Origin of the sequence: Francisella philomiragia (assembly GCF_018135955.1) — a bacterium.
GTDB classification, from domain to species: domain Bacteria; phylum Pseudomonadota; class Gammaproteobacteria; order Francisellales; family Francisellaceae; genus Francisella; species Francisella philomiragia.
Map to the genome: position 1 here is coordinate 1887429 of NZ_CP063138.1, position 23221 is coordinate 1910649.

Here is a 23221-nt window from a genome sequence, read left to right on the forward strand (position 1 = left end):
AAATCCTCAAAGTTAATTTGTCAAACTTATGTATGGTAATATTAATCATATAGTTACTGTGTAATATTGGGGAGAAGATATTATGGCCCGTATAGTAATAATTGGTGCTGGTATTGGTGGAATACCAATGGCATATGAACTAAAAGAAGCAATTGGTAATGATCATGAAATCATATTAATCTCTAAAGGAGATAAATTTAATTTTGTTCCTTCAAACCCTTGGGTAATGGTAAATTGGCGTTCTAGAGAAGACGTTGAATTTACTATTAGCAATTATATAGAAAAAGCAGGCATAAATTTTGTATATGATGGAGTAAAAAAACTCTATCCTGATGAAAATAAATTAGTACTTTTTAACGACAAAGAAATAACTTATGATTACCTGATAATAGCAACAGGTCCAAAATTAGCCTTTGATGAAATTGAAGGTATGGGACCAGATTTATATAGTCATTCTGTATGTACTGTTGATCATGCAACCAAAGCAGCATCTGACTGGGATAAAGTACTCAAAAACCCCGGTCCTGTAGTTGTAGGTGCAGCACAAGGAGCATCTTGCTTTGGGCCTGCTTATGAAACTGCTCTAATAATAGATACTGATCTAAGAAAGCATAATATTCGTGAACAAACCCCTATTACTTTTGTTACTTCTGAACCATACCTAGGACATCTTGGATTAGCTGGAGTTGGAGACTCGCCAAAACTTCTAGAAGAAGAGTTTAAAAAACGAAACATTAATTGGATTTGTAATGCTAAAATCACAAAAATAGATGCTGAGAATATATATGTTGATGAATATGACGATAATGGAAGTATAAAACAGCAACATACTATCAGAAGTATTTTTAATATGATTCTTCCCTCATTTAAAGGAATTGATGCTTTTGCTAATATCGAAGGACTAGTTAATCCTAAGGGCTTTATTATCGTTGATAAACATCAAGCTAATCCTAAATATCCAAATATTTATTCATTAGGTGTTTGTGTTGCTATCCCTCCTGTTGAAAAGACTATAATACCTACAGGAGCACCTAAAACAGGTTATATGATAGAATCAATGGTCACAGCAATAGCTAGTAATCTAAAAGCTGTTTTAAATGGAGAAGAACAACATACTCAGGCTACTCTAAATGCTGTATGTTTTGCCGATTTTGGTGATGGTGGAGTTGCTTTTGCCGCAATCCCTCAATTTAAGCCTCGTGAACATGACTGGTATTATGAAGGTAAGTTAGTTCACTATGCCAAGGTGGCTTTTGAGAAATACTATACTTATAAAGTTAAGCATGGTGTTAGTGAACCATTTTTTGAAAAAATAATGATGCGAATGCTAGGAATATCAAAAGTAAAAGATGATGAAATATCCAAATAATAAGTTCTCAAATCCTCTAGGTAGCCCCATGCGCAAAGGAGGAAGTAGAGATTTTTTAAGATTTATTTTTTCTTCTATGTTTAAAAAGCATAAAGAAAGTTTTCCTAAAGACCATGTTTTAGAAAAACAACAAGCTTTAGAACGATTAGATAAATCAAATGATTATAGTATTACTTGGTTAGGGCATGCTGCTTTTTTGATTAAGCTTAATGAATATTTTATTGTTACAGATCCTTTTTTAAGTAAAAATGCTGGGCCTGGATTTTTAGGACCAAAACGAGAAATATTTTCTCCTTTAGATTTAAGTGAGCTTCCAAAAATTGATATGCTTATTATTAGTCATAATCATTATGATCATTTAGACTCAAAAGTTATAAAGAACTTTCCAAATAAACAAAGTATCAAAGTAATAGCACCTCTAGGGCTTAGTAATTTCTTTATCAAAAGAGGTTTTAAAAATGTAACCGAAATGAACTGGTGGCAAGAGATTAATATAAATGATATTACTATAGGCTGTTTACCATGCGTTCATTTTTCTGGTCGAGGATTATTTGATAGAAATAAAACTCTATGGGCTAGCTTCTCAATCAAAGATAAAAATAAGAAAATATGGTTCTCAGGAGACACTGCTTATGGTGATGTATTTAAAGAAATTGGTAAAAAAGAAGAATATTTTGATCTCGCTTTGATAGGCATAGGGGCATACGAGCCTCGTGATTTTATGTGTTCTGTACATGCTACTCCGGAAGAAGCAATACAAATAGCTAAAGATATCAAAGCTATAAAAACCATAGGCATGCACTGGGGAACTATCAGACTTACACCAGAACCATTTTTTGAGCCACCTAAAAGATTCAAACAAGCAGCTATAAATCAAAAATATGGTGAAGAAAATGCTTTGATTTTAAAAATTGGTGAAACTATAAATTTAGAAATCTAATAGGGTTGATTAGAAATTAATTAGCATTCGAGTACAGCTAATCGCAATAATAAACATAAGAATCCCCGTAACTCGTTCTACCCACTGCCAAACAACTAATTTTTGGATAAATTTTCTTAGAAAAAAACCTGATAACATCAAAGATAAAAACCAAGTAAAACTTGCTAACATTGCGCCAAACATAAATTCTATTTTTAAAATATTGTCTTCATAATGCGCTGCTACTCCTCCTAATAGTATAACTATATCCAAAATAGCTTGAGGGTTAAGTAAGCTAAAGGAAATACTCAAAATGAAAATTTTAAAAAAACTATACTTATAAAAGTTTTCTTCTAATGGGTTTTTATTTGAGAAAGATGACCTTATCGAAATAAAACCATAATAAACTAAGAATAATATCGCAATAATAAGCATCACTGGTCTCAAAAGAGGAATGTATTGAGACATAGTCGTAGTTAATAAAATACTGAATATAATTAATATAACATCACAACAAAAGCATAGTAGTGCTGTAGAGATAGCGTAGTGTTTCTTGATTGACTGCTTGAGTACAAAAATATTTTGTGCTCCTATTCCTAAAATCAATGATAAAGCTAAACCAAATCCCGATATGAATGCCATAATTATTTTCTTGTTTTGAAATATTTGATGAAATAGAAATTTATCATACACTCGATAATTAGTATAATTAATAATTATTATAATACATAAGTTAAACTAATAATTATGGTAGATTATAAAGCTATACAGGCATTAAAAGAAGTAATAGAACAGCAAAGTTTCGAACTTGCTGCTGATAAATTATTCATAAGCCAGTCAGCTGTATCACAACGAATAAAATCTCTTGAAACAAAATTTGGTGCTCCTGTTCTTATAAGGGTACTTCCTTATAAGGTTACAAAGTTAGGCCAAGATTTATTAAGTCATTTAGCAAAAGTAGAACTATTAGAATCTGGTCTACTAAAAGAAAAAAAACTAATAGAAAATGCTAAACTGCAAATATCAATAGCTATAAATCAAGACAGTCTAGATACTTGGTTTCTAGACATATTAGACAATATAGATGTATCTAATATAGCAAGATTTAATATCAAAACTTTTGATCAGGAAATGACTCACAAATCATTGCAAAACGGAGAAGTTTTGTCTTGTATTAGTACAAATAATAAAGTCTCTCACGGGTGTCTTGTCGAGAAGCTTGGTGAAATAGACTATTTGTTGGTTTGCTCTAATTATTTTTATGATAAGTACTTCAAAAAAATTAAAAGAAATAATAAAAAATGGATAAATGCTCTGAAGCAAGCTCCTTCTTTATTATTCAATCAGTATGATCAATTAAATGCTAGATTTATGGAGAAATTTTACGGCTTTCAAGTTGATATAGATAATTGTCATATTATTCCTTCTGTAAAAGGGTTTAAACAAATGTGTTTACAAAGCAAGGGCTATGCTTTATTACCAAAATCAGACATTATAAAAGAACTTAAAAATAATGAACTTATTGTTTTAGATAATGAGTGTATATGGAATATGAAACTATATTTTCATTACTGGGATTTACCAGATGATACATATCGCGCAATCATTACCAAACTAATTTCAGAAAGTAAAAGCCAATTACAACAAATCAATGATTATTTTGATATATAAAACATATTGTATATTACGCTGATTGAATACTATTACTCCTAATTTTAAATAGATTATTTCTTTTATAAAAAATCCTAAGTCCCATAATAAAACTAATAACTGATAATACACTTATAATACTTAGCATAAAACCAATCGATGGATTCATACTTGATGCAATAATACTTATCAAGAAAATCCCACACATTTGCATAGATCCATAAAAAGCACTAGCTACTCCTTTCATATTATCAAATAAACTCAAAAGATTTGCTGCTGAAATTGGTATTACTATTCCACAAGCTAAGAAAAAAATAGCAAGAATAAATAAAAGATCAAATAGTCCTAATAAATTTAATAAATCTAAAATTATCAATATATTAGATGATAAGAACATGAGAAATAATCCAAACAGTATAACCTTATTTTTATCCATATACTTAAGCAATATCATTGATGTCAAAAAACGTGAAACAATTATCATCATTAATAAAAGTGTTGAGATCATACCAAAAGCTACTGATGTTAAATGATAATCCTTGATTAATATAAACGATCCTATTACATCAAACGAAATTCCTCCTGATAAACCAGTAATAATAAAAAGTAGATAAATCCAAAATTTCTTATTTTTTGCAACAATTAGATAATTACTGACTAAATGACTAATATTCATTGCTTTAGGATTTTTATCTTTATTAGTTTCTGGTAATAAAAAAAGTACAGCAATAAATAAACTAACTGCAAAAATAAACATAAAAATAAAATTGCTCTGCCAACCAAAATGAAACTGTAAAAAACCTCCAATAACTGGAGAAATAGCTGGAGCTACGGCAAAAAATATACTCATCCAAGATACTGCTTTTAAAAAGTGTTCTTTTCTAAAAGAGTCCTGAACCAGTGTTCTAGCCAAAGTAATTAAAGCTCCTGCACCGAGACCCTGTATAGCTCTACTAAAAATTAGAAATATAATAGAATGAGATAGAATACATAATATTGAACCTAAAGCAAAGATTATAGATCCTATTAAAATTAAAGGTTTCCTACCGTATTTATCTGATGCTGGTCCATAGATAAGCTGAGATATAGCCATTGTTACAAAAAAACTTGAAACTGTCATTCTAGATAATGATGAACTTGTATCAAAATAATCTGTAATTGCTGGAAGAGAAGGTGTAAACATCATCGCACCAAAGAAATAACCACAACCTAAAGCTATTGTAAAAATTGTTAGCATTACAACACCTAAAGGTTTTTTTCTGACTAAAATCATAGGAAGAATCTCTTTATTCAAATTATTGAACACTTGATCAATAATATTATCACCTAATGATCGATCGTTCAATAGAATTTAAAACATACTATCTGCTATAATTTCTAAAAACTTATGAAACTCTTAAAATTAATGGAATCTAAAACTCATAAAACTGCTAAAAAAATTATTAAATCTGCAAAAGTGTTATTTCTTGAAAATGGTTTTAATGGAACATCTATTAGAGATATTGCTAAAAAAGCTAATGTACAAAGCTCTCTTATATATCATTATTTTTCTAATAAGACTGACTTATGGAAAGCTGTTAAAGAATCTTTAATAAATTCTGAAACATTTTCTGATATCAAAGACTGTATAAAGGAAGATACATTTGAAGAGTTCTTAAAAAAGCTAGTCAAAGCAAGGTTTAATATTCATACAAAAAATCCTGATATACTAAAAATGTTAGACTGGCAGCGCTTAGAAAAAAACTCTTCTTTATCAGGTATAAAAAATCAACAAAAATTCGCATCATTTGATCAACTTGAACAAAAAATAAAAGATTTTCAAAATAATGGACAACTATCCAAAGATTTTTCTGCTAAATATGTCCTTCTATTTATATCATCTGCAACATTAACTCCATTTATACGCTCTTATGAGTTAGATAAAGATATATTAGAAGAAAATGACTTTATTAAAACAACCACTACGCTTTTATTAAAAGCATTCAAATAATTATAAAACTAAATATTTCTCGCAAAAACAATAAGAGTTAATCCTAAAATATACGTTATAAACATTAGTACTATCAACTTATTTGTACCTTTTGGTGCTTTGGCAAATTCTTTCCAAATAAATACACCCCAGAATGCCGCTATCATTGTTGCACCTTGACCCAAACCATACGAGATAGAAGGTCCAGCAATACCAGAAGCTATAAAGTTAAGACAAGATCCAATCCCCCAAATCACACCTCCTAATATACCAATAGTATGCAACCATGGTGTACCTTGAGAGAAATAGTCTTTAAACTTAAGTTTCTTGCCTGAAATAGGAAATTTAATCATCCAACCATTGATTACAAAGTTAGATACAAAAATCCCTACAGCAAATATAAAACTTGCTGTATATGGTGTCATTAAGCCAGCTTGAGGAGTTACAAAATCATTTGAGATTGATTTAATAACCAATGGATAGAAAAAGCCCATTAAAATACCTGAAATAATCGAAACCATGAATCCTTTAAGCATATTTTTGCTTTTATTATCAGAAATACGCTTATATATAACAGCATCTATTATTATTGCTGCAAGTACGCTCAAAACTCCTAAAAACAAGACTATAGGCTGACCTAGAGGTGTTGCTATATAGTTTGTAATCACACCTATGACTAGAGCCAATCCAATAGCTAAAGGAAAAGCTACAGACATCCCTGCAATATCAATAGCAGCTACAAGTAGTATATTAGCTAAGTTAAAAACCACACCACCCATAAAAGCATAAATAAAACTCTCAGATGACGCCTGAGAAATATCACTAAAGAATGATCTACCTTCTGTACCAAAACTTCCCATAGTTATAGCCAAGACAAAAGATACTATCAAAATCCCTAAAGCATAATCCCAATAATACTGTTGAAAAGGCCATTCTTTTGTCGAGAGCTTTTGTGTATTTGCCCAAGAACCCCAACATAACATCGTAATTATGCAAAAAAATACCGCAACACCGTACGAGTGTAGTACAACCATTTTAAATCTCCATATATTATATTTTTTGTTCTAGATAAGTATTCAATTTCTCTAAAGTAGGTGCTGAATCTTCTGCTCCCTCTATAGTTACTGCTAGAGCTGCTGCTGTATTAGCTATCTCGATTGATTGTTCTATAGATAACCCTTTGTCTAGACAAAATGCCAAAACACCATTAAAAGTATCTCCTGCAGCTGTAGTGTCTACCACATCTACTTTTTTGGTAGCAAATAATTTTTGTTCTTGGCCATTATTTTTTGATAATAAAGCGCCTTGTTCACCCAAAGTTACTATAACTGTAGATACACCTTTATTATGCAGCTCTTTTGCTGCCTGCTTAGCTGTATTTACATCTTTGACCTCTATACCTGACAAAATAGATGCCTCAGTCTCATTTGGCGTTAAAATATCTACCTTTTTGAGTAGCTCTTGAGGTAGCTCTCTAGCTGGGGCAGGGTTTAATATAAAAGTTTGTTTATCAGTTATTTTATTTGCTAAATACTCAATAGTTTCTAAAGGAGTTTCTAGTTGGGTTAATATGATTTTTGCTTGTTGGATTTTTTGGTTATGTTTATCCAAAATTTGCTGATCTAACTTGGCATTAGCACCCATTACTACATTAATAATATTTTGACCTTGGTTATCAACACAAATAAAAGCTAAACCTGTATTACTATCAGAATCTTGATTAATAGTTGAACTGTCTAAACCTTCTTTTTTATAAAACTCTAAAAGCCTATCCCCAAAACTATCTTTACCAAGATTTGTAATAAAAGTTACAGTTTCTCCAAGTCTTCTTGCAGCTACAGCTTGATTAGCTCCTTTACCACCACAAAACTCTTCATAATTTTGACTTATTATCGTTTGACCTTTTTGAGCAAGTTGATCAACTTTTACAACTAAATCTCTATTAGCACTTCCTACAACAACTACTGACATATTATTATTTCTATATTTTTTATGAGTAAGTTATTATAAGGCTTTATCGATTATAGCTCTATAAAATACACGGTAATAATTATTATAGATCTGAGATACTTAGATAAATATAAAGAAAACTACAACTCTAAGCTCTTACTAACGATTTCAAAGACATTTTTACTAGGATTAGAAGCTTTGATTTTCTCAAGAGCCTGTTTCATCATAGCTTGTCTATCAGAGTCATAGCGTTTCCAGCTCATCAGATTTCGAGCCATTCTTGCCGCAACTTGATGATTAAATTTATCAAGCTCTAGCACAGTATCAGCCATAAAAGCATATCCTAAACCATCTTTGCGATGATATTGTGAGAAATTAGCACCAAAACCACCAATTAGTGAATAAACCTTATTAGGATTTTTTGCATTATATGCAGGATGATTAACTAAGCCTTTAACTATATCTAAAGCTGACTCATGAGAAATTTGAGCTTGAGATACTAGCCATTTATTTACAACTAAATCCTCATGTTTCCAACGCTTATAAAACTCATTAATAGCATTATCACGAACTTGCTTATCATTAGACTTTAACAATGCTGAAAATGCGGTTTGCTGATCTGTCATATTATCAGCATTATCAAATAGTTGTTGTGCTAGCTTTGTACCCTGACTTTGATCACTAGCATTCATCAGATAACTCAAGCAGACACCTTTTAGCTTTCTTTTAGCAATTTGCTCAGCTGATAGGCTATATGGCTTATTATCACTACATTGTTGATATACTGCTAGCCAATCATCTTTTAGCTTATCTGCTAGCTGATTCATGACTTTTTTACGAGATTTTACAATTTCATCAACCATAATTGTCGGCATTGCCTCAGCAATTGTAGACTCTGTTGGTATCATTAGAGCATCACTAATTAAGGCTTTATCTAAATCTTTATCATGTAAAATTGATTTAAAAGCATTTAAAAACTCCGTATCTACATCAGCATTGTTTAATATCATTTTAGTAGCTAATTGCTGTAAAGAATCCCAACGATTAAAAGCATTATTATCATACTTAACGATATGTAATAGCTCTGATTCAGCACGTTCATGCTCAACCTTCACAGGTGCCGAAAAATCTCTAAATAAAGAAGCTACTGGCTTTACAGCAATATTCTCAAAAGTATAGGTTTGCTTTTGCTCTGTTAGCTCAATAACTTGCTCGGCGATATTTTCACCTTCTGGAGTGATAAGCCCCATACTAACTGGTATATGAAGAGCTTGTTTTTCTTTTTGATCTGCTGTTGGCGGAGTAGTTTGCTCTAATGTTAGGCTATAAATTTGATTTTCTGCATCGTAGTTTTCTGTAACTTTAATGCTTGGTGTACCTGATTGAGCATACCATCTTTTAAATAAGCTAAAATCACGATTATTAGCATCTGCCATAGCATTTACAAAATCATCACAAGTAACAGCTTGGCCATCATGTCTTTCAAAATATAGTTTCATTCCTTTTTGGAAGCCTTGTTCACCTAGTAGGGTATGAATCATACGAATTATCTCAGCACCTTTATGATAAACCGTTACAGTATAGAAATTATTCATCTCAATGTAAGACTCTGGGCGGATAGGGTGAGACATCGGACTAGCATCTTCAGCAAATTGAGCACTTCTAATAATACGTACATCATCAATTCTTTTAACATCTCTAGAGTTTAAATCAGAAGTAAACTCTTGGTCTCTAAATACAGTCAAGCCTTCTTTTAAGCTAAGCTGGAACCAGTCTCTACAAGTAACTCTATCGCCTGTCCAATTATGAAAATATTCATGTCCCACTACACTTTGTACCAACTCAAAATCTTTATCTGTAGCAGTCTTATCACTAGCCATAATATATTTGGTATTAAAGATGTTTAATCCTTTGTTCTCCATTGCACCAGCATTAAAATCAGGCACTGCAACAATCATAAAAGTATCTAAGTCATACTCTAAGCCAAACCTATCCTCATCCCATTTCATAGAGTCTTTAACAGCTTGCATTGCATAATGACATTTATCTATATCTTGTTTAAAAGCGTATATTTCTAAACTAACTTTACGTAATGATTTTGTGATATAAGTATCTTTGATACTTGCCAGATCTCCAGCTACAAGAGCAAATAAATAGCAAGGCTTCTTAAATGGATCTTTCCATACTGCAAAATGCTGAGTATCTGAAATATCTCCAGACTCAACTTTATCGCCATTTGATAAAATTACTGGATATTTTTGCTTGTCTGCTATTATTTTGACTGTATAAGAAGACATCACATCTGGTCTATCTAGATAGTAAGTAATTTTTCTAAATCCAGTTGCCTCACATTGGGTACAAAACACCTCTCCAGACTTGTATAAACCTTCTAAAGATGTATTAGCCTCAGGATTAATCTCTACCACTGTTTCTAATACAAACTTTTCTGGAGCATCATCTATGATTAACTGGTTTTCATTAACTATAAAATCTGTATTTGATAGCTCTTTATTATCTATTTTTATAGATAATAGTTTTAGATTATTACCATCTAAAACCAGTGTGTTATTTTCACGATTTGCTGGATTAGCTACTATATATAAATTTGCTGTCACTCTAGTTTTTGACTCATTAAGTTCAAATTTTAGATGTGTTTCATTTATAAGATAATTACTTGGCTTGTAGTTTTTTAAATATTTAATTTCTGGTTGATTCATAGTTAGGGTGATATTAGATATTTTTATTTAGAATAGCAGTAGCTAAATATTGTTGCAATTATATATACTAACTATGAATTACTTTTAATACTTATAAGTTAAAATAAAGTGTGAAATAAGATGCTAGTAGTCTCTTATAACCTCAAAAACTTCTTTTAATTTCTGCTGATCTTTTTGTCCTGGCTCAGATTCTACACCTGAATTAATATCATAAGCAGAACATCTTAGCTCTATTGCTTTTGCTATATTTTTAGGATTCAGACCACCAGCAAGTATTATATTTTTTCTATCTTTGATAAGACTCCAATCAAAAGCTTTACCAGTACCACCTGATTTACCATCTACTTGAGCATCCAATAAGTGATAATCTACATTAGCAAAAAACTCTGGGACAGTTTTGTCAATTCCATAAGCTTTCCATATCTGACAGTTTCTATGTAGTTTTGATTTTAGTGCATCTATATATTCTTGATTTTCGTCACCATGTAACTGCACTGCACTAAGTTTCAAACCATAAGCAGTATTTACAACATCTTCAATACTAGCATTAGCAAATACACCTACATAGTTTAATCTAACTTTTTTAGTTATTTGTTTTGCCATGGCAAAATCTACACAGCGAGGAGATTTCTCTACAAATATAAATCCTCCATACACCGCTCCTGCATTATATGCTTTTTGGGCATTTTCTACAGAAGTAAGACCACAAACCTTATTAAAACCATATACAAGCTTTCTAACTGCAAGTTCTAGATTGCGTTCACTCATAATAGAACTACCTATCAAAAAGCCATTAACATAATTTCTTAAATCACGGATTTCTTGATTTTTATAAATTCCTGATTCTGAAATAATAATTGTTCCTTTAGGTATTTTTGGCGCTAAAAGACGCGTAGTATTTAGATCAATAGAAAGATCTCTTAGATTACGATTGTTAATACCTATAACTTTTGCTTTGAGTTTGATAGCTCTTTCAAGTTCTTCTTCATTACTAACTTCAGTTAAGATACCCATACCTAGACGATTAGCTACTTTTGCTAGTTTCTTATACTCATTATCATCTAATACCGAAAGCATCAGTAACACTGCATCAGCTTGATAATACCTTGCTAAATATATTTGATACTCATCTATAATAAAATCTTTACAAAGTATAGGTTGAGTTACTTGCTTTCTAACAATATCTAGATTTGCAAAGCTACCCATAAAAAATTCTTCATCTGTAAGTACAGATATTACATTTGCGTAATTTTTATATACTGCTGCTATTTCATTTAGATCAAATTTTTTACGGATAACTCCTTTAGAAGGAGATCCTTTTTTACACTCTAGAATAAATACTGCTTTGTCTGATTCTAAAGCCTGATAAAAATCTCTATCTGTTTTGATAACTTCTTTTTTGAATACATCTAGTGGAAATAATCTTTTTTTTGCAAAAAGCCAATTTCTTTTTGCTTCAACTATCTTAGCTAATATAGTTTCCATAATACTTATTATTTATATAATTTTATGAAGTATTTTAAACGAAAAAAGAATAAAAGTTGAATTTTTCTGTACTTTGTTTATTTGAAGATTATTTATTTTAAATATTCGACATTAACTTCAGCATAATCTTCAATAGGATTATATCTATCAAAATCTGCTTTATAAGCTCTCTTTTTAGAATTATCTGCCCAAATTTGTTGCCATTTATCAATAATAGCATCAGGTAGCTCGCCTTCAACACGGTGCGTTTGATGGTTAAGCTCAATTTGCACAGAATTTAACCCTGTTGGTACCTCAAAAGACTCTGCTACCTCATAACCTATCAAAAGAGTATATGGAGCCGTATGATCGCCTTCATAGCCATAATAAACAGATATTATATCCTGAGATATATTTTGACCATTAAGATACTCTAATACCTCACTATTAAAGAAAAGCTCCCAAGCTTCTTCAAGTAAATCTTCCCTATCATTAGAAACTTTTGATGCTACACCTACTACTTTCATTTTACTATCTTGTTAAACATTCTGCATAGCTAGATGGTATATTAAAAGGTGTTATATTACTATATTTCCAATCTATATTTTGCCAAACTTTATTCACTGTTACATCACGACCACATCCTGTACGATAATAGCAATATCTTTTAGGGTTTTTATGATGATAATCTTGATGATAACTTTCGGCTTTATAAAAATGTGTAGATGGTAAAATTTGAGTATATACAGGTTGGTTATGTTTTTTAAATTCTGCTTTTAATTTTTTAGTAACATCTTCAGCAACCTGTTTTTGTTTATCATCGCTATAATATATAGCTGATTGATATTGCTCACCTTTATCACAAAACTGTCCTTTAGAATCTGTAGGATCTATACGACGATAAAAATACTCTACTAAATCTTGATAACTAATTTTAGTAGGATCATATACAACCTCTACTGATTCTTTGTAGTTTGTAATACCTGCAGATACTGTTTTGTAAGTAGGATCTTTTTGCAAACCACCATCATAACCAGAAATAATCTTTATGATACCATCATGGCTTAAATCTTGATGTTTTTGCATATATTCAAAATCTGATTCTAAACACCAAAAGCAACCACCTGCAAATACAGCTTTTTGATATTTAGTATCACTATCAGCTGAGAAACTTAGACTACAAGATAGTATTGATAAACTATAAATAATCTTCTTAATCATAATATAATCCTTAATTTGAATTATGATACTAAAAAATTATATAAACAAATGTTGAATAAATAAATTTGCTGATGATTAGAATATTAAAAATTTTCTAAATCTAGATCTAGTTTCTTCATCCAGTCCTTTCTCATATTACGCAACTCCCACTTCAACTTATCATCAGGAATCAAAAATCCACCCATGCCATCATGAGTAAACAATAAATCAACTACCTGTTCAGTTACAGTTTCTAGTTCTGACTCTATATCGTCTGGATTATCAGGTTTAGCAGGCAAAATTATTGTAATAGCATCATCACTTTGCTCTATAACTTCAACATTTACTTCATCATTGATAGTGGTACCATACTCTTCATTTAAAGTAACTTTTGGATTTTTTATAAGTTTTTCTCTATATTCAAGGTCTGTACATATTTTTTGATAATGATCTTCTGTAAAGCGCTTACTCATCATTAACTCCTGTTCTAAATATGCTATTTCGAAGTTGTAGCAACTTTGCTTTTTGCTCTGCTGATGCTAACCATAAAAACATTTTCCCACTTGACCATATATCTATCTGATTAAGTTGAAATGGCTTTTCTTGACTACGCTTTTTATCAAAGGCAGGAATAGTGAAATATAAAGTATCTTTTTTTTGTTGTACTACTTTTAGCTTTATATTACCGGGAATAGATACTCCCAACTGAGCTAAAGCTTGATAAGGGTTACTAGTTAATAAATCTGCAAACTCCTTATCCTCCCAAGCTTTTTTAGTCAAAAGATACTCAAAATCATTTTTATCCATTTTCTTCTCCTATTTTATTCAAATCAGCGATAAGCTAAATAAAATATAGCTAGTTAATATAAGTAATTTCATTTCTCAAAAATCTTTTTAAGCTCAGGATGAATTTCACATAATTTAGTAAAATATTCAAAATCCCAAAAAGAATTTAGATAATGGATAATACCATTTTTACTATGGAGTACTTGTACCATAGTCATTTTTGCTTTACCTTGATTTACTTTCCAATATAGCTTAAATCTTGCAACACCGTGCAATTCAATTTGTCCATCTACATTAGCATTTTTACAAATCAATTCTTTAAGCTTAATCTTTTGTATATATTGATAACTATCTTTAGGTAAACCATGAGCATATTCTGCTAAAGTCCTAGTTCCATCAGCAGGACATAATTCAGGTCCATCCGGCGAAAATAAACTATCATCCATTTCTAACTTTGTAAAAAGCTGGACATATTTTTCAATAACATTCATTTTAAAAAAATTCTTATATTTATTCTAAAAATATAACAAAATTTATTGTTAAAAAAAATCAAAATACATACATTAATGGCTTTTATCACCATAATTTATAACTTGCTGTAACGTATAAAAACACTTACCTGATTTTATAAGTTCTAGTATTTCTTGAGTATTTTGTTTTAGATTATCTTTACCATAAAGCTTCATAAGCATAGCCACATTTACAGCTACAGCAGCATTATGCGCTTGTTTACCCTTACCTTGAAGTATTTGCTTTATAATCTCTCTATTTTGCTCTGGTAAGCCACCTTCAAGATCTTTGATTGCATATCTATCTATACCAAAGTCTACAGGAGAAACTTTATATTCCATTATCTGATTATTTTGTATTTCAGCGACATAAGTATCATCATGTATTGCTACTTCATCTAAGCCACTTCCATATACCACTACGGCTCTGTCTATCCCAAGATTAATTAGAGTTTTTGCCATTGGCAAAATTAAATCTTTTGAGTAAACTCCTATTACAACCTTATTTGGTCTAGCTGGGCTTATCAAAGGTCCTAAAATATTAAAAATAGTTCTTGTTTTTAAAATAGTTCTAGCCTCTTTTATATACCTAAATCCCTCACTATAAAATGGAGCGAATAAAAATCCAAGATTATATAGCTCTAAACATTCTTTTGTTTGCTCTGGTGATAATTCTATATTGACACCAAAAGATTCTAAAAGATCAAAAGATCCTGATTTACTTGATACACTGCGACCACCATGTTTAGCAACCTTATAACCAGCTGCCGCTGCAACAATCGCAGCTGTTGTAGAAATATTAATAGTATTAAACCCATCTCCACCAGTCCCAACTATTCCAGCTAAATCTCCATTTATTTTTGGGAACTCTTTTGTATTATCAAGTAGAGCTTCTACTGCGGCTGCTATTTCTGTCGAAGTTTCTTGTTTTAGTTTGAGAGCTATTAATATACTAGTTTGTAAAGGTAGCTCTATTTGACCTTTGATAAAATAATCAAAAAGCTGATAACTTTCTTCATAATTAAGATCTTCTGAATTAAATAATTTATCTACAATATCTCTTAAACTAATCATTGTTGCACCCATCTAACTATATTATCTAAGAGTTTAGAACCATGTATAGTCATTATTGATTCAGGATGAAACTGTAAACCACAGACCTTATTTTTATCATCTACTACAGCCATTACCAAATCATTAACTTCTGCCACAGTTTCTAGGCCAGTTGGTACTTTAATAGCTACTAAAGAATGATATCTAGCCACACTCAATGGTGATTCCAAACCTTCAAAAATACCATGCTTTATAAATTTAACTTTAGCAGTTTTACCATGAACAATTTCGTTAGCATGAGATACTATACCACCATAAGCTTCAACTATAGCTTGATGACCTAAACATATTCCTATAATTGGTACCTTACCTTTAATAACTGATATAAGATCAACTATACATCCTGCACTTGCAGGATTACCAGGACCAGGCGATATCACAACTATAGGATTATCAGTTGAATTAATTTTATCCAAAAGAACTTCCAGATATAAATTATTCCTAAATACTTCAACATTATTTCCTAGAACTCTAAATTCATCCACTAAGTTATAAGAAAATGAATCAAAATTATCTATAAATATAATATTAGCCATTAACTACACTCCATGTACATTTTTGATAGCTGATATTACAGCTTGCGCTTTTGTTCTAGTTTCATCAGCTTCTGCTATAGGTATAGAATCCAACACTACACCTGCACCTGCTTGAACCTCTGCTACTTCATCTTCAACATAAGCAGAACGTATAACTATACAACTATCTAAATCACCATACCCATTAAAATAACCAACAGCTCCACCATACCCACCTCTAGTCTGTTTTTCAACTGCTGATATTAACTGCATTGCTTTAATTTTTGGTGCACCTGTTAATGTACCCATATTCATAGAAGCTTGATAAGCATGCAAAGCATCTAAATCATCAGCAAGCTGACCTACCACTCTAGATACTAAGTGCATAACATGACTATATCTATCAACCTTTAAAAGATCAGCAACATAGCGAGTGCCTGTTTTTGATATTCTTGCAACATCATTACGTGCTAAATCTACTAACATCATATGTTCTGCATTTTCTTTAGCATCTAATCTAAGCTCTAGCTCAATCCTACTATCTAAATCTGCATTAATACTACCATCTGGATTTTTTGCTCTTCTACGTGTGCCTGCTATAGGATATATTTCTACTTGATTCGTAGATTTTTGATATTTTAAGGCACTTTCTGGCGATGCTCCAAAAATAATAAAATCTTCATCTTGCATATAAAACATATACGGGCTAGGATTTGTACGCTTAAGCTCTTTATAAACTTCCAAAGAATTTTGACATGGCAAAAAGAAACTTCGTGAAGGTACAACTTGGAATATATCACCATCTATAATATGTGATTTTAGTTTATCTACTACACCACAAAAATCTCTATCATTTATTGATTCTTTAGGTTCTAAATTGCTAAATTTTTCAACTTTTAACTCTATATCATTATTTATATTTTGCTTAATTACAGCAACACTATCCTCTAAATCTGATATTGTTTGATGTCCAAAGCTATTAACTTGTATAAACGTATTTTTTTCTTGATGATCACTTACAAGTATTGTATCAGCTAAATAAAATACATAGTCTGGACATTTATTCTTACGTTTTACTTGACCTATTTCTTCAAAACTACCAACAACATCATAAGCGAATAAACCAGCCAAAAAAATACTAAATTCATTATATATTTCAAAACTATCTTTTATAATTCTTAAGGCATCAAAAACTGACTGTTTTTTTAATTTTTGATGTTCATTGAGTTGATAATCTTTTATTGATTTAAAAGTTAATATTAATTGTTTGTTATCATATATATATTCAATACCTTCTTTGATGTTTTTTTGTATCTCTTTTAGGGCATATTCACCATTTTTGGATAATGGTTTCATAAAAACTTTATTTTCAATACAAGCTATACGCAAGGCACTATTTAGTACCAAAATACTTTTGAGTTTATCTTTTGTATCTATTTCTGCTGATTCTAACAATATAGTATTTTTTTTGTTAGTACATAAATTAGCAAAACATCTATTTAAATCTTCTTGATAATCTAAATTATATATATGCGAAGCTAAAAATTTTTCTGGCTCTTTTACTGACATTTAATCACCTTTTATATTATCAGAGAATATTTCTTTTACTCTTGTAGAACAATCTTTTAGGGCGTTAGAACATCTTGTAACTGTACAAATACTTATACCTATTTCTTTAGATATATCTCTTTGTGATTTAGTTTTTTTTATTAGTTCTTTAGTTAATAATACCCTTTTACTTAATTGTTCTTTTTCTTCTTTAGTTAATAAAAAATCACAAATAACATCAATATCTTTAGGATCTGAAGTTTCAGATAAAATATTTACTAATTGTTGCCATCCATTAATTGAATTCATAAAAAAATAATTTTTAATGTAATTTTGTAATGGTACATCATTACATAAAATATAACAACTTTTGTTCTTATGCATAAAAACATTAAATACTAAAAATCGTTGAGTATATCTAAATAACTTTTAGACACATAGATTTAAACTATCAAATTTAAAGACTGCCGATTTAATTATCAAGTCATTCTCACTAAGGTGAGAATTTCTCCAATATCTAATAGATCCGCGTGTCAAGCAAGGAGGATAACTACTGTTTTTTGTAGTACATACTGATTAAATAAACTGTCTTATTCATTTGTTTTAAAAGAAAAGGTAAAAAATTAAGGTCTAGATCAAGATATCAGAAGTAAAAAGGGGAAAACTGAGTTTTAAGAACTAGACCTTAATGAGAATATGGCGGAATGGACGGGACTCGAACCCGCGACCCCCTGCGTGACAGGCAGGTATTCTAACCAACTGAACTACCACTCCGTTATGGTGCCGACTGCCGGAATCGAACTGGCGACCTACTGATTACAAGTCAGTTGCTCTACCTATTGAGCTAAGTCGGCGACTATGAGTATGTATTATAGCTCTTTTTATTAAGCTGTCAACAATGTTTTGTAATTTTTTTTAATTTAATGGAATTATGTCATATTGGTTGTATATATGGTTACTTTCAGCTTTTAGATATATATTTTTATCAATCTCTAGTTCTAATTCTGCTAACCATATAGACTCTTCTCTTTCAATGTAATCTATAATTTTTTTTGAAGACATAAGCAAAAAATTATTATAATTTGGATAATTTTTTGATTCTGATTTAATTTCTCTAAAAATATCATAACAAATTGTTTGTAGTGTTTTGACGCTTCCCTTACCATTACAATGTTCACACGGCTGACATAATGTCCTTAACAAGCTCTCATGTACCCTTTTACGCGTCATTTCAACCAATCCTAGCTCCGAAATATCACTTACACTAGTCTTAGCCTTATCAAGCTCTAATTCCTTCTTTAAGGCTTCTAAAACTTGATTTTTGTGTGATTCATCCATCATATCTATGAAATCTATAATTATTATACCACCTAAATTTCTCAACCTTAGTTGCCTTGCTATCTCTTTTGTAGCTTCTAGATTTGTCTTAAATATAGTTTCTTCTAGATTTTTGGTTCCAATAAAACCACCTGTGTTTATATCTATAGTTATCATTGCTTCAGTTTGCTCAATAACCAAATAACCTCCTGATTTGAGATATACTGTTTTATCCAAAGCTTTATTTATTTCAACATCAATATCATATTCTTCAAAAATATTATGTTTTTGATAAAGCTCTATTTTATCTCTTAAACCAGGAATATATTTGTCAGCAAATTGGCAAATTTCTTTATATGAATCTATATCATCAACATGGATTTTATCAGGATTGTCATTAGCAAAAATATTAATTGTTTTTATTATCAAACTAAAATCTTCATATACAACACCAGGTTTGATTATAGTGCTTGAAATATCCAAAATATCTTGCCATAAATTATTTAAAAACTTGATATCATTTTCTAATTCTTCATAACTAGCACCCTCTGCAGCAGTCCTTAGAATATATCCACGAGGATTTTCACTTTGGGTAATTTTTTTAATTGAATCTAATAATCTTTGTTTTTCTTCTTCTTTACTTATCTTAAGAGATATACCAATATGGTCTAAATCAGGTAAAAAAACTAAAAAACGAGATGACACTGATAAGTGTGAAGTTAGTTTTACACCTTTATTACCAATACTTTCTTTGACAACTTGAACTAATACTTCTTGACCTTCACGCAACCATTTATTGATATCTTCAGTATTTAATTTATTTAGTTTGAAGTTTTCATCAGATTCTTCATCATCTCTTTCTAATGGAATAACTTCTGATAAATGTAAAAAACCTGCTTTTTCTAATCCTATGTCTACAAATGCTGCTTGCATACCAGGAAGTACTCTAATTATTTTACCTTTATAAATATTCCCAACAATTCTTTTTTGATTATCTCTTTCAATTAGAATTTCTTTAAGTATATTATTTTCTTTTATTGCTATTCTTTGCTCATATTTATTTATATTTAAAAATATTTCAGTATTTAATGACATTAGAAAAAGTATTTTTATCTTATTAACATCCATTATAAAGAAAAAAATTTTTTTTTATATTTTTGATTATTTTTCTTTTCTTTATTTATATATAACTTAATTTCTTTTTCTTTATATTATTATTTATTATGTAGACATTTTTGTGTGGATAACTTGCCGAAAGCTATATAGAGCTTACAAATTAGATAGTTTAAAAGAGATGTATAAGTATGTAAAAAAGTGGATGAAATAAACTGGACAAAAATGTGGATAAAAAATTATCAAATTTATCAACAAAAGTATCAACATATTTGTGAATAAGTTATTTAACAACATTCTCCTAAATAAATAAACAAATTAATTAACATAATTATCCACAGGTTTAAATAATTATATTTGCTTATTTTTTTTTATTGCAATAAAATCTTACACATTCAATTAATTTGTTATGCCAACTATTGGTTATCCTTTTAAATTAAAGGTTATTGGGACATTTTTTTATTATGACTACATGGAATAAGTGTTTAAAAAAGCTAAAAAAAAGCCTTTCTACGTTTGAATATAAAACGTGGATTAAACCTATACATGTAGAGCAGAATAACTACTTATTCACAATTTATTGTAATAATGAATATTTTAAAAAACACATCAAATCTAAGTATGGTGAAATTATTTCATCTACTATACAAGAGTTTCATGATGGTGATTTGCTTATAGAATATTCTAATAAAAAATTCTCTGGAGAAAAATCTCCAGAAGTTACTTCAGTTGGTCCACAAGCTAATTTTTTTAATCAAAAAAATGTTGAAATAAAAGACGATTCTGAAGAAACAAGCTTAAATCAAGAGCCTAAAAAGAGTCAGAAAAAATTATCTTCTAAAAATTCTGCATCTCAGGAGTTATTTGGTTTTGATGAAGCTATGCTAATTACAGATAAAGATGATCAAGAGTATTCTTTTGGTTTACCATTAAAAGAAAAATATGTTTTTGATAGTTTTGTAGTTGGTGATGCAAACAAAATAGCTAGAGCAGCAGCTATGCAAGTATCTATCAATCCTGGTAAATTGCATAACCCATTATTTATATATGGTGGTAGTGGACTTGGTAAAACTCACTTGATGCAGGCTATTGGTAATCATGCAAGAGAAGTTAATCCAAATGCTCGAATTATATACACAAACTCTGAACAATTTATTAAAGATTATGTAAATTCAATTAGATTACAAGATCAAGATGAGTTTCAGAGAGTGTATAGATCTGCAGATATTCTTCTTATAGATGATATTCAGTTTATAGCAGGTAAAGAAGGTACAGCTCAAGAGTTTTTCCATACTTTTAATGCTTTGTATGAAAATGGTAAACAGATTATCTTGACTAGTGATAAGTATCCAAATGAAATAGAAGGTTTGGAAGAAAGATTAGTTTCACGTTTTGGATATGGTCTAACAGTTTCTGTAGATATGCCTGATTTAGAAACTAGAATAGCTATTTTGCTCAAAAAAGCACATGACTTAGGACAAAAACTACCTAATGAAACAGCAGCTTTTATAGCTGAAAATGTACGTACAAATGTTAGAGAGTTAGAGGGCGCTTTAAATAGAGTGCTGACAACCTCTAAATTTAATCATAAAGATCCTACTATAGAAGTAGCGCAAGCTTGTTTAAGAGATGTTATAAAAATACAAGAAAAGAAAGTAAAAATAGATAATATCCAAAAGGTTGTTGCTGACTTTTATAGAATTAGGGTAAAAGACTTAACTTCTAATCAAAGAAGTAGAAATATAGCTAGACCAAGACAAATAGCAATGAGTTTGGCACGTGAGTTGACATCACATAGCTTACCAGAGATAGGTAATGCCTTTGGTGGTAGAGATCACACTACAGTTATGCATGCTGTCAAAGCTATAACTAAATTAAGACAAAGCAATACTTCAATATCTGATGATTATGAGTTGCTTTTAGACAAGATTTCTCGTTAAATAAAAATAGGAACTATTATCAAAGGGGTTTTTAAAAATGAATTTTGTACTAAATAGAGATGACTTACTAAAGCCTTTACAGTCAATGTTATCAGTGGCTAATAGTAAAAGTACAATGCCTTTATTATCATGTATATTGTTTGATATAAATAACAATAATCTTAAAATTACAGCTTCTGATCTTGATACAGAGATATCATGTAATATAGCTGTTAGTTGTAATACAAACATAAAGTTAGCGTTAAATGCTGACAAAATATACAACATTGTTAGAAGTTTAAATGATAACTCTATGATCGACTTTAGAATTGATGATAATAAAGTTACAATTATTTCTAATAATAGTACATTTAACCTTATATCGCTAAATGCTGATAATTATCCTTTAATTGACAGTAATATTAATGAGCAAGCAAGCTTTGATCTTTCTCAACAAGACTTTCATCATATTATCTCAAAAGTAGATTTTTCTATGGCTAATGATGATACTAGATATTTCTTAAATGGGATGTTTTGGGAAATTAACTCAAATCTATTAAGAGCAGTATCTACAGATGGACACAGAATGTCTATTACAGAGTCTATAATAGATAGTAAAGTTTTAGATAGTGATTCGCAGTCAATAATTCCTAAAAAGGCTATTTTAGAACTTAAGAAAATAGTTGGCAAAACAGAAGAAAATATCAAAATATGTTTAGGTAAGAACTATCTTAAAGCAGAGTTTGGTAATTATGCATTTATATCAAAACTTATAGATGGTCGTTATCCAGATTATCAAAAAGTAATCCCTAAAAATAATACTAAGCTTCTTGCTGTAGATAAGCAAGTTTTGAAAAATTCATTGTTAAGAACATCTATTTTAGCTAATGATAAATACAAAGGTGTACGTTTGAATATATCTCAGGGACAAGTACTTTTATCTGCAAATAATCCTGATAATGAAAAGGCTGAAGATAAAGTAGAAGTTCAGTATAATGATAATGATATGGAAATATGTTTTAACTACAAATATCTTTTAGACATTATTAATGTTTTAAGTGAAGAAACTATGACTATTTATCTTGATAATCCAAATATGAGTGCTTTGGTTAAGGATGAAAAAGATAATAGCTTGTTTATCATAATGCCAATGAAAATTTAAA

Annotated in this window: 22 protein-coding genes and 2 tRNA genes; 6 read left to right on the forward strand and 18 right to left on the reverse strand. The window is 30.0% G+C overall.

Going from position 1 to position 23221, the window contains the following annotated elements:
- The first annotated feature begins 82 nt into the window (after window positions 1–82).
- Window positions 83–1369: an NAD(P)/FAD-dependent oxidoreductase gene (locus IMS64_RS09150; RefSeq protein ID WP_211490501.1), complete on the forward strand. Its 1287-nt coding sequence runs from the start codon at window positions 83–85 to the stop codon at window positions 1367–1369.
- The gene (locus IMS64_RS09155) at window positions 1350–2309 is read left to right on the forward strand and encodes an MBL fold metallo-hydrolase (RefSeq protein ID WP_211490502.1); all 960 of its coding nucleotides are present in this window, start codon (window positions 1350–1352) and stop codon (window positions 2307–2309) included. The genes IMS64_RS09150 and IMS64_RS09155 overlap by 20 nt, the downstream gene beginning before the upstream one ends.
- A 9-nt stretch (window positions 2310–2318) precedes the next feature.
- On the opposite strand, the gene IMS64_RS09160 is transcribed toward IMS64_RS09155, so the two are convergent.
- The gene (locus tag IMS64_RS09160; RefSeq protein ID WP_211490503.1) at window positions 2319–2930 is read right to left on the reverse strand and encodes a LysE/ArgO family amino acid transporter; all 612 of its coding nucleotides are present in this window, start codon (window positions 2928–2930) and stop codon (window positions 2319–2321) included.
- Between the two features lie 105 nt (window positions 2931–3035).
- On the opposite strand from IMS64_RS09160, the gene IMS64_RS09165 reads away from it, so the two are divergent.
- Window positions 3036–3959 carry an ArgP/LysG family DNA-binding transcriptional regulator gene (locus tag IMS64_RS09165; RefSeq protein ID WP_088821789.1) on the forward strand — a complete coding sequence of 308 codons (924 nt, stop codon included), beginning with the start codon at window positions 3036–3038 and terminating at the stop codon, window positions 3957–3959.
- Window positions 3960–3972: 13 nt separating this feature from the next.
- On the opposite strand, the gene IMS64_RS09170 is transcribed toward IMS64_RS09165, so the two are convergent.
- Window positions 3973–5211 carry a multidrug effflux MFS transporter gene (locus IMS64_RS09170; protein WP_211490504.1) on the reverse strand — a complete coding sequence of 413 codons (1239 nt, stop codon included), beginning with the start codon at window positions 5209–5211 and terminating at the stop codon, window positions 3973–3975.
- A gap of 132 nt (window positions 5212–5343) precedes the next feature.
- Between IMS64_RS09170 and IMS64_RS09175 the strand changes: the two genes are divergently transcribed.
- Window positions 5344–5928, forward strand: coding sequence for a TetR/AcrR family transcriptional regulator (locus IMS64_RS09175; RefSeq protein ID WP_211490505.1), 585 nt, complete (start codon window positions 5344–5346; stop codon window positions 5926–5928).
- 8 nt (window positions 5929–5936) lie between these two features.
- On the opposite strand, the gene IMS64_RS09180 is transcribed toward IMS64_RS09175, so the two are convergent.
- The 16 genes from IMS64_RS09180 to IMS64_RS09255 form a co-directional block, all read right to left on the reverse strand.
- Complete coding sequence (locus IMS64_RS09180; RefSeq protein ID WP_211490506.1) at window positions 5937–6941, reverse strand: GRP family sugar transporter; 1005 nt, start codon at window positions 6939–6941, stop codon at window positions 5937–5939.
- A gap of 16 nt (window positions 6942–6957) precedes the next feature.
- Window positions 6958–7878, reverse strand: coding sequence for a ribokinase (rbsK, locus tag IMS64_RS09185; protein WP_211490507.1), 921 nt, complete (start codon window positions 7876–7878; stop codon window positions 6958–6960).
- A gap of 119 nt (window positions 7879–7997) precedes the next feature.
- Entirely contained in the window at window positions 7998–10574 is a 2577-nt protein-coding gene (pepN, locus tag IMS64_RS09190) for an aminopeptidase N (RefSeq protein ID WP_211490508.1), read from the reverse strand.
- A gap of 123 nt (window positions 10575–10697) precedes the next feature.
- Window positions 10698–12059 carry a bifunctional indole-3-glycerol-phosphate synthase TrpC/phosphoribosylanthranilate isomerase TrpF gene (gene trpCF, locus IMS64_RS09195; protein WP_211490509.1) on the reverse strand — a complete coding sequence of 454 codons (1362 nt, stop codon included), beginning with the start codon at window positions 12057–12059 and terminating at the stop codon, window positions 10698–10700.
- 92 nt (window positions 12060–12151) lie between these two features.
- Window positions 12152–12565, reverse strand: a complete 414-nt coding sequence (locus IMS64_RS09200; protein WP_004286840.1) for a GyrI-like domain-containing protein — start codon at window positions 12563–12565, stop codon at window positions 12152–12154.
- A 4-nt stretch (window positions 12566–12569) separates the two neighbouring features.
- Window positions 12570–13259 (reverse strand): peptide-methionine (S)-S-oxide reductase MsrA, encoded by a 690-nt coding sequence (msrA, locus tag IMS64_RS09205; protein ID WP_088821795.1) that lies wholly within the window; start codon window positions 13257–13259, stop codon window positions 12570–12572.
- Between the two features lie 83 nt (window positions 13260–13342).
- Window positions 13343–13711 (reverse strand): nitrile hydratase subunit alpha, encoded by a 369-nt coding sequence (locus tag IMS64_RS09210; RefSeq protein WP_211491109.1) that lies wholly within the window; start codon window positions 13709–13711, stop codon window positions 13343–13345.
- The gene (locus IMS64_RS09215) at window positions 13704–14045 is read right to left on the reverse strand and encodes an NHLP leader peptide family natural product precursor (protein WP_211490510.1); all 342 of its coding nucleotides are present in this window, start codon (window positions 14043–14045) and stop codon (window positions 13704–13706) included. The genes IMS64_RS09210 and IMS64_RS09215 overlap by 8 nt, the downstream gene beginning before the upstream one ends.
- A 68-nt stretch (window positions 14046–14113) precedes the next feature.
- Window positions 14114–14515, reverse strand: a complete 402-nt coding sequence (locus tag IMS64_RS09220; protein WP_211490511.1) for a hypothetical protein — start codon at window positions 14513–14515, stop codon at window positions 14114–14116.
- Between the two features lie 72 nt (window positions 14516–14587).
- Entirely contained in the window at window positions 14588–15607 is a 1020-nt protein-coding gene (gene trpD / locus IMS64_RS09225; protein ID WP_211490512.1) for an anthranilate phosphoribosyltransferase, read from the reverse strand.
- A complete protein-coding gene (locus IMS64_RS09230; protein WP_088821800.1) occupies window positions 15604–16182 on the reverse strand; it encodes an aminodeoxychorismate/anthranilate synthase component II in 579 nt (192 codons plus the stop codon). Before IMS64_RS09230 ends, trpD begins: the two co-directional genes overlap by 4 nt.
- Before the next feature lie 3 nt (window positions 16183–16185).
- Complete coding sequence (locus IMS64_RS09235; RefSeq protein ID WP_211490513.1) at window positions 16186–17730, reverse strand: anthranilate synthase component 1; 1545 nt, start codon at window positions 17728–17730, stop codon at window positions 16186–16188.
- On the reverse strand, window positions 17731–18018 hold the full coding sequence (gene trpR, locus IMS64_RS09240) for a trp operon repressor (RefSeq protein ID WP_004286833.1): 288 nt from the start codon (window positions 18016–18018) through the stop codon (window positions 17731–17733).
- Between the two features lie 388 nt (window positions 18019–18406).
- A tRNA-Asp gene (locus tag IMS64_RS09245) sits at window positions 18407–18483 on the reverse strand.
- A gap of 4 nt (window positions 18484–18487) precedes the next feature.
- Window positions 18488–18563: transfer RNA gene (locus IMS64_RS09250), tRNA-Thr, on the reverse strand.
- A gap of 61 nt (window positions 18564–18624) precedes the next feature.
- On the reverse strand, window positions 18625–20121 hold the full coding sequence (locus IMS64_RS09255; protein WP_004286832.1) for an Rne/Rng family ribonuclease: 1497 nt from the start codon (window positions 20119–20121) through the stop codon (window positions 18625–18627).
- Window positions 20122–20603: 482 nt separating this feature from the next.
- On the opposite strand from IMS64_RS09255, the gene dnaA reads away from it, so the two are divergent.
- Both dnaA and dnaN read left to right on the forward strand, forming a co-directional pair.
- Window positions 20604–22079 (forward strand): chromosomal replication initiator protein DnaA, encoded by a 1476-nt coding sequence (dnaA, locus tag IMS64_RS09260; protein WP_012280268.1) that lies wholly within the window; start codon window positions 20604–20606, stop codon window positions 22077–22079.
- 37 nt (window positions 22080–22116) lie between these two features.
- Window positions 22117–23220, forward strand: coding sequence for a DNA polymerase III subunit beta (dnaN, locus tag IMS64_RS09265; protein WP_012280269.1), 1104 nt, complete (start codon window positions 22117–22119; stop codon window positions 23218–23220).
- The last annotated feature ends 1 nt before the right edge of the window (window position 23221 follow it).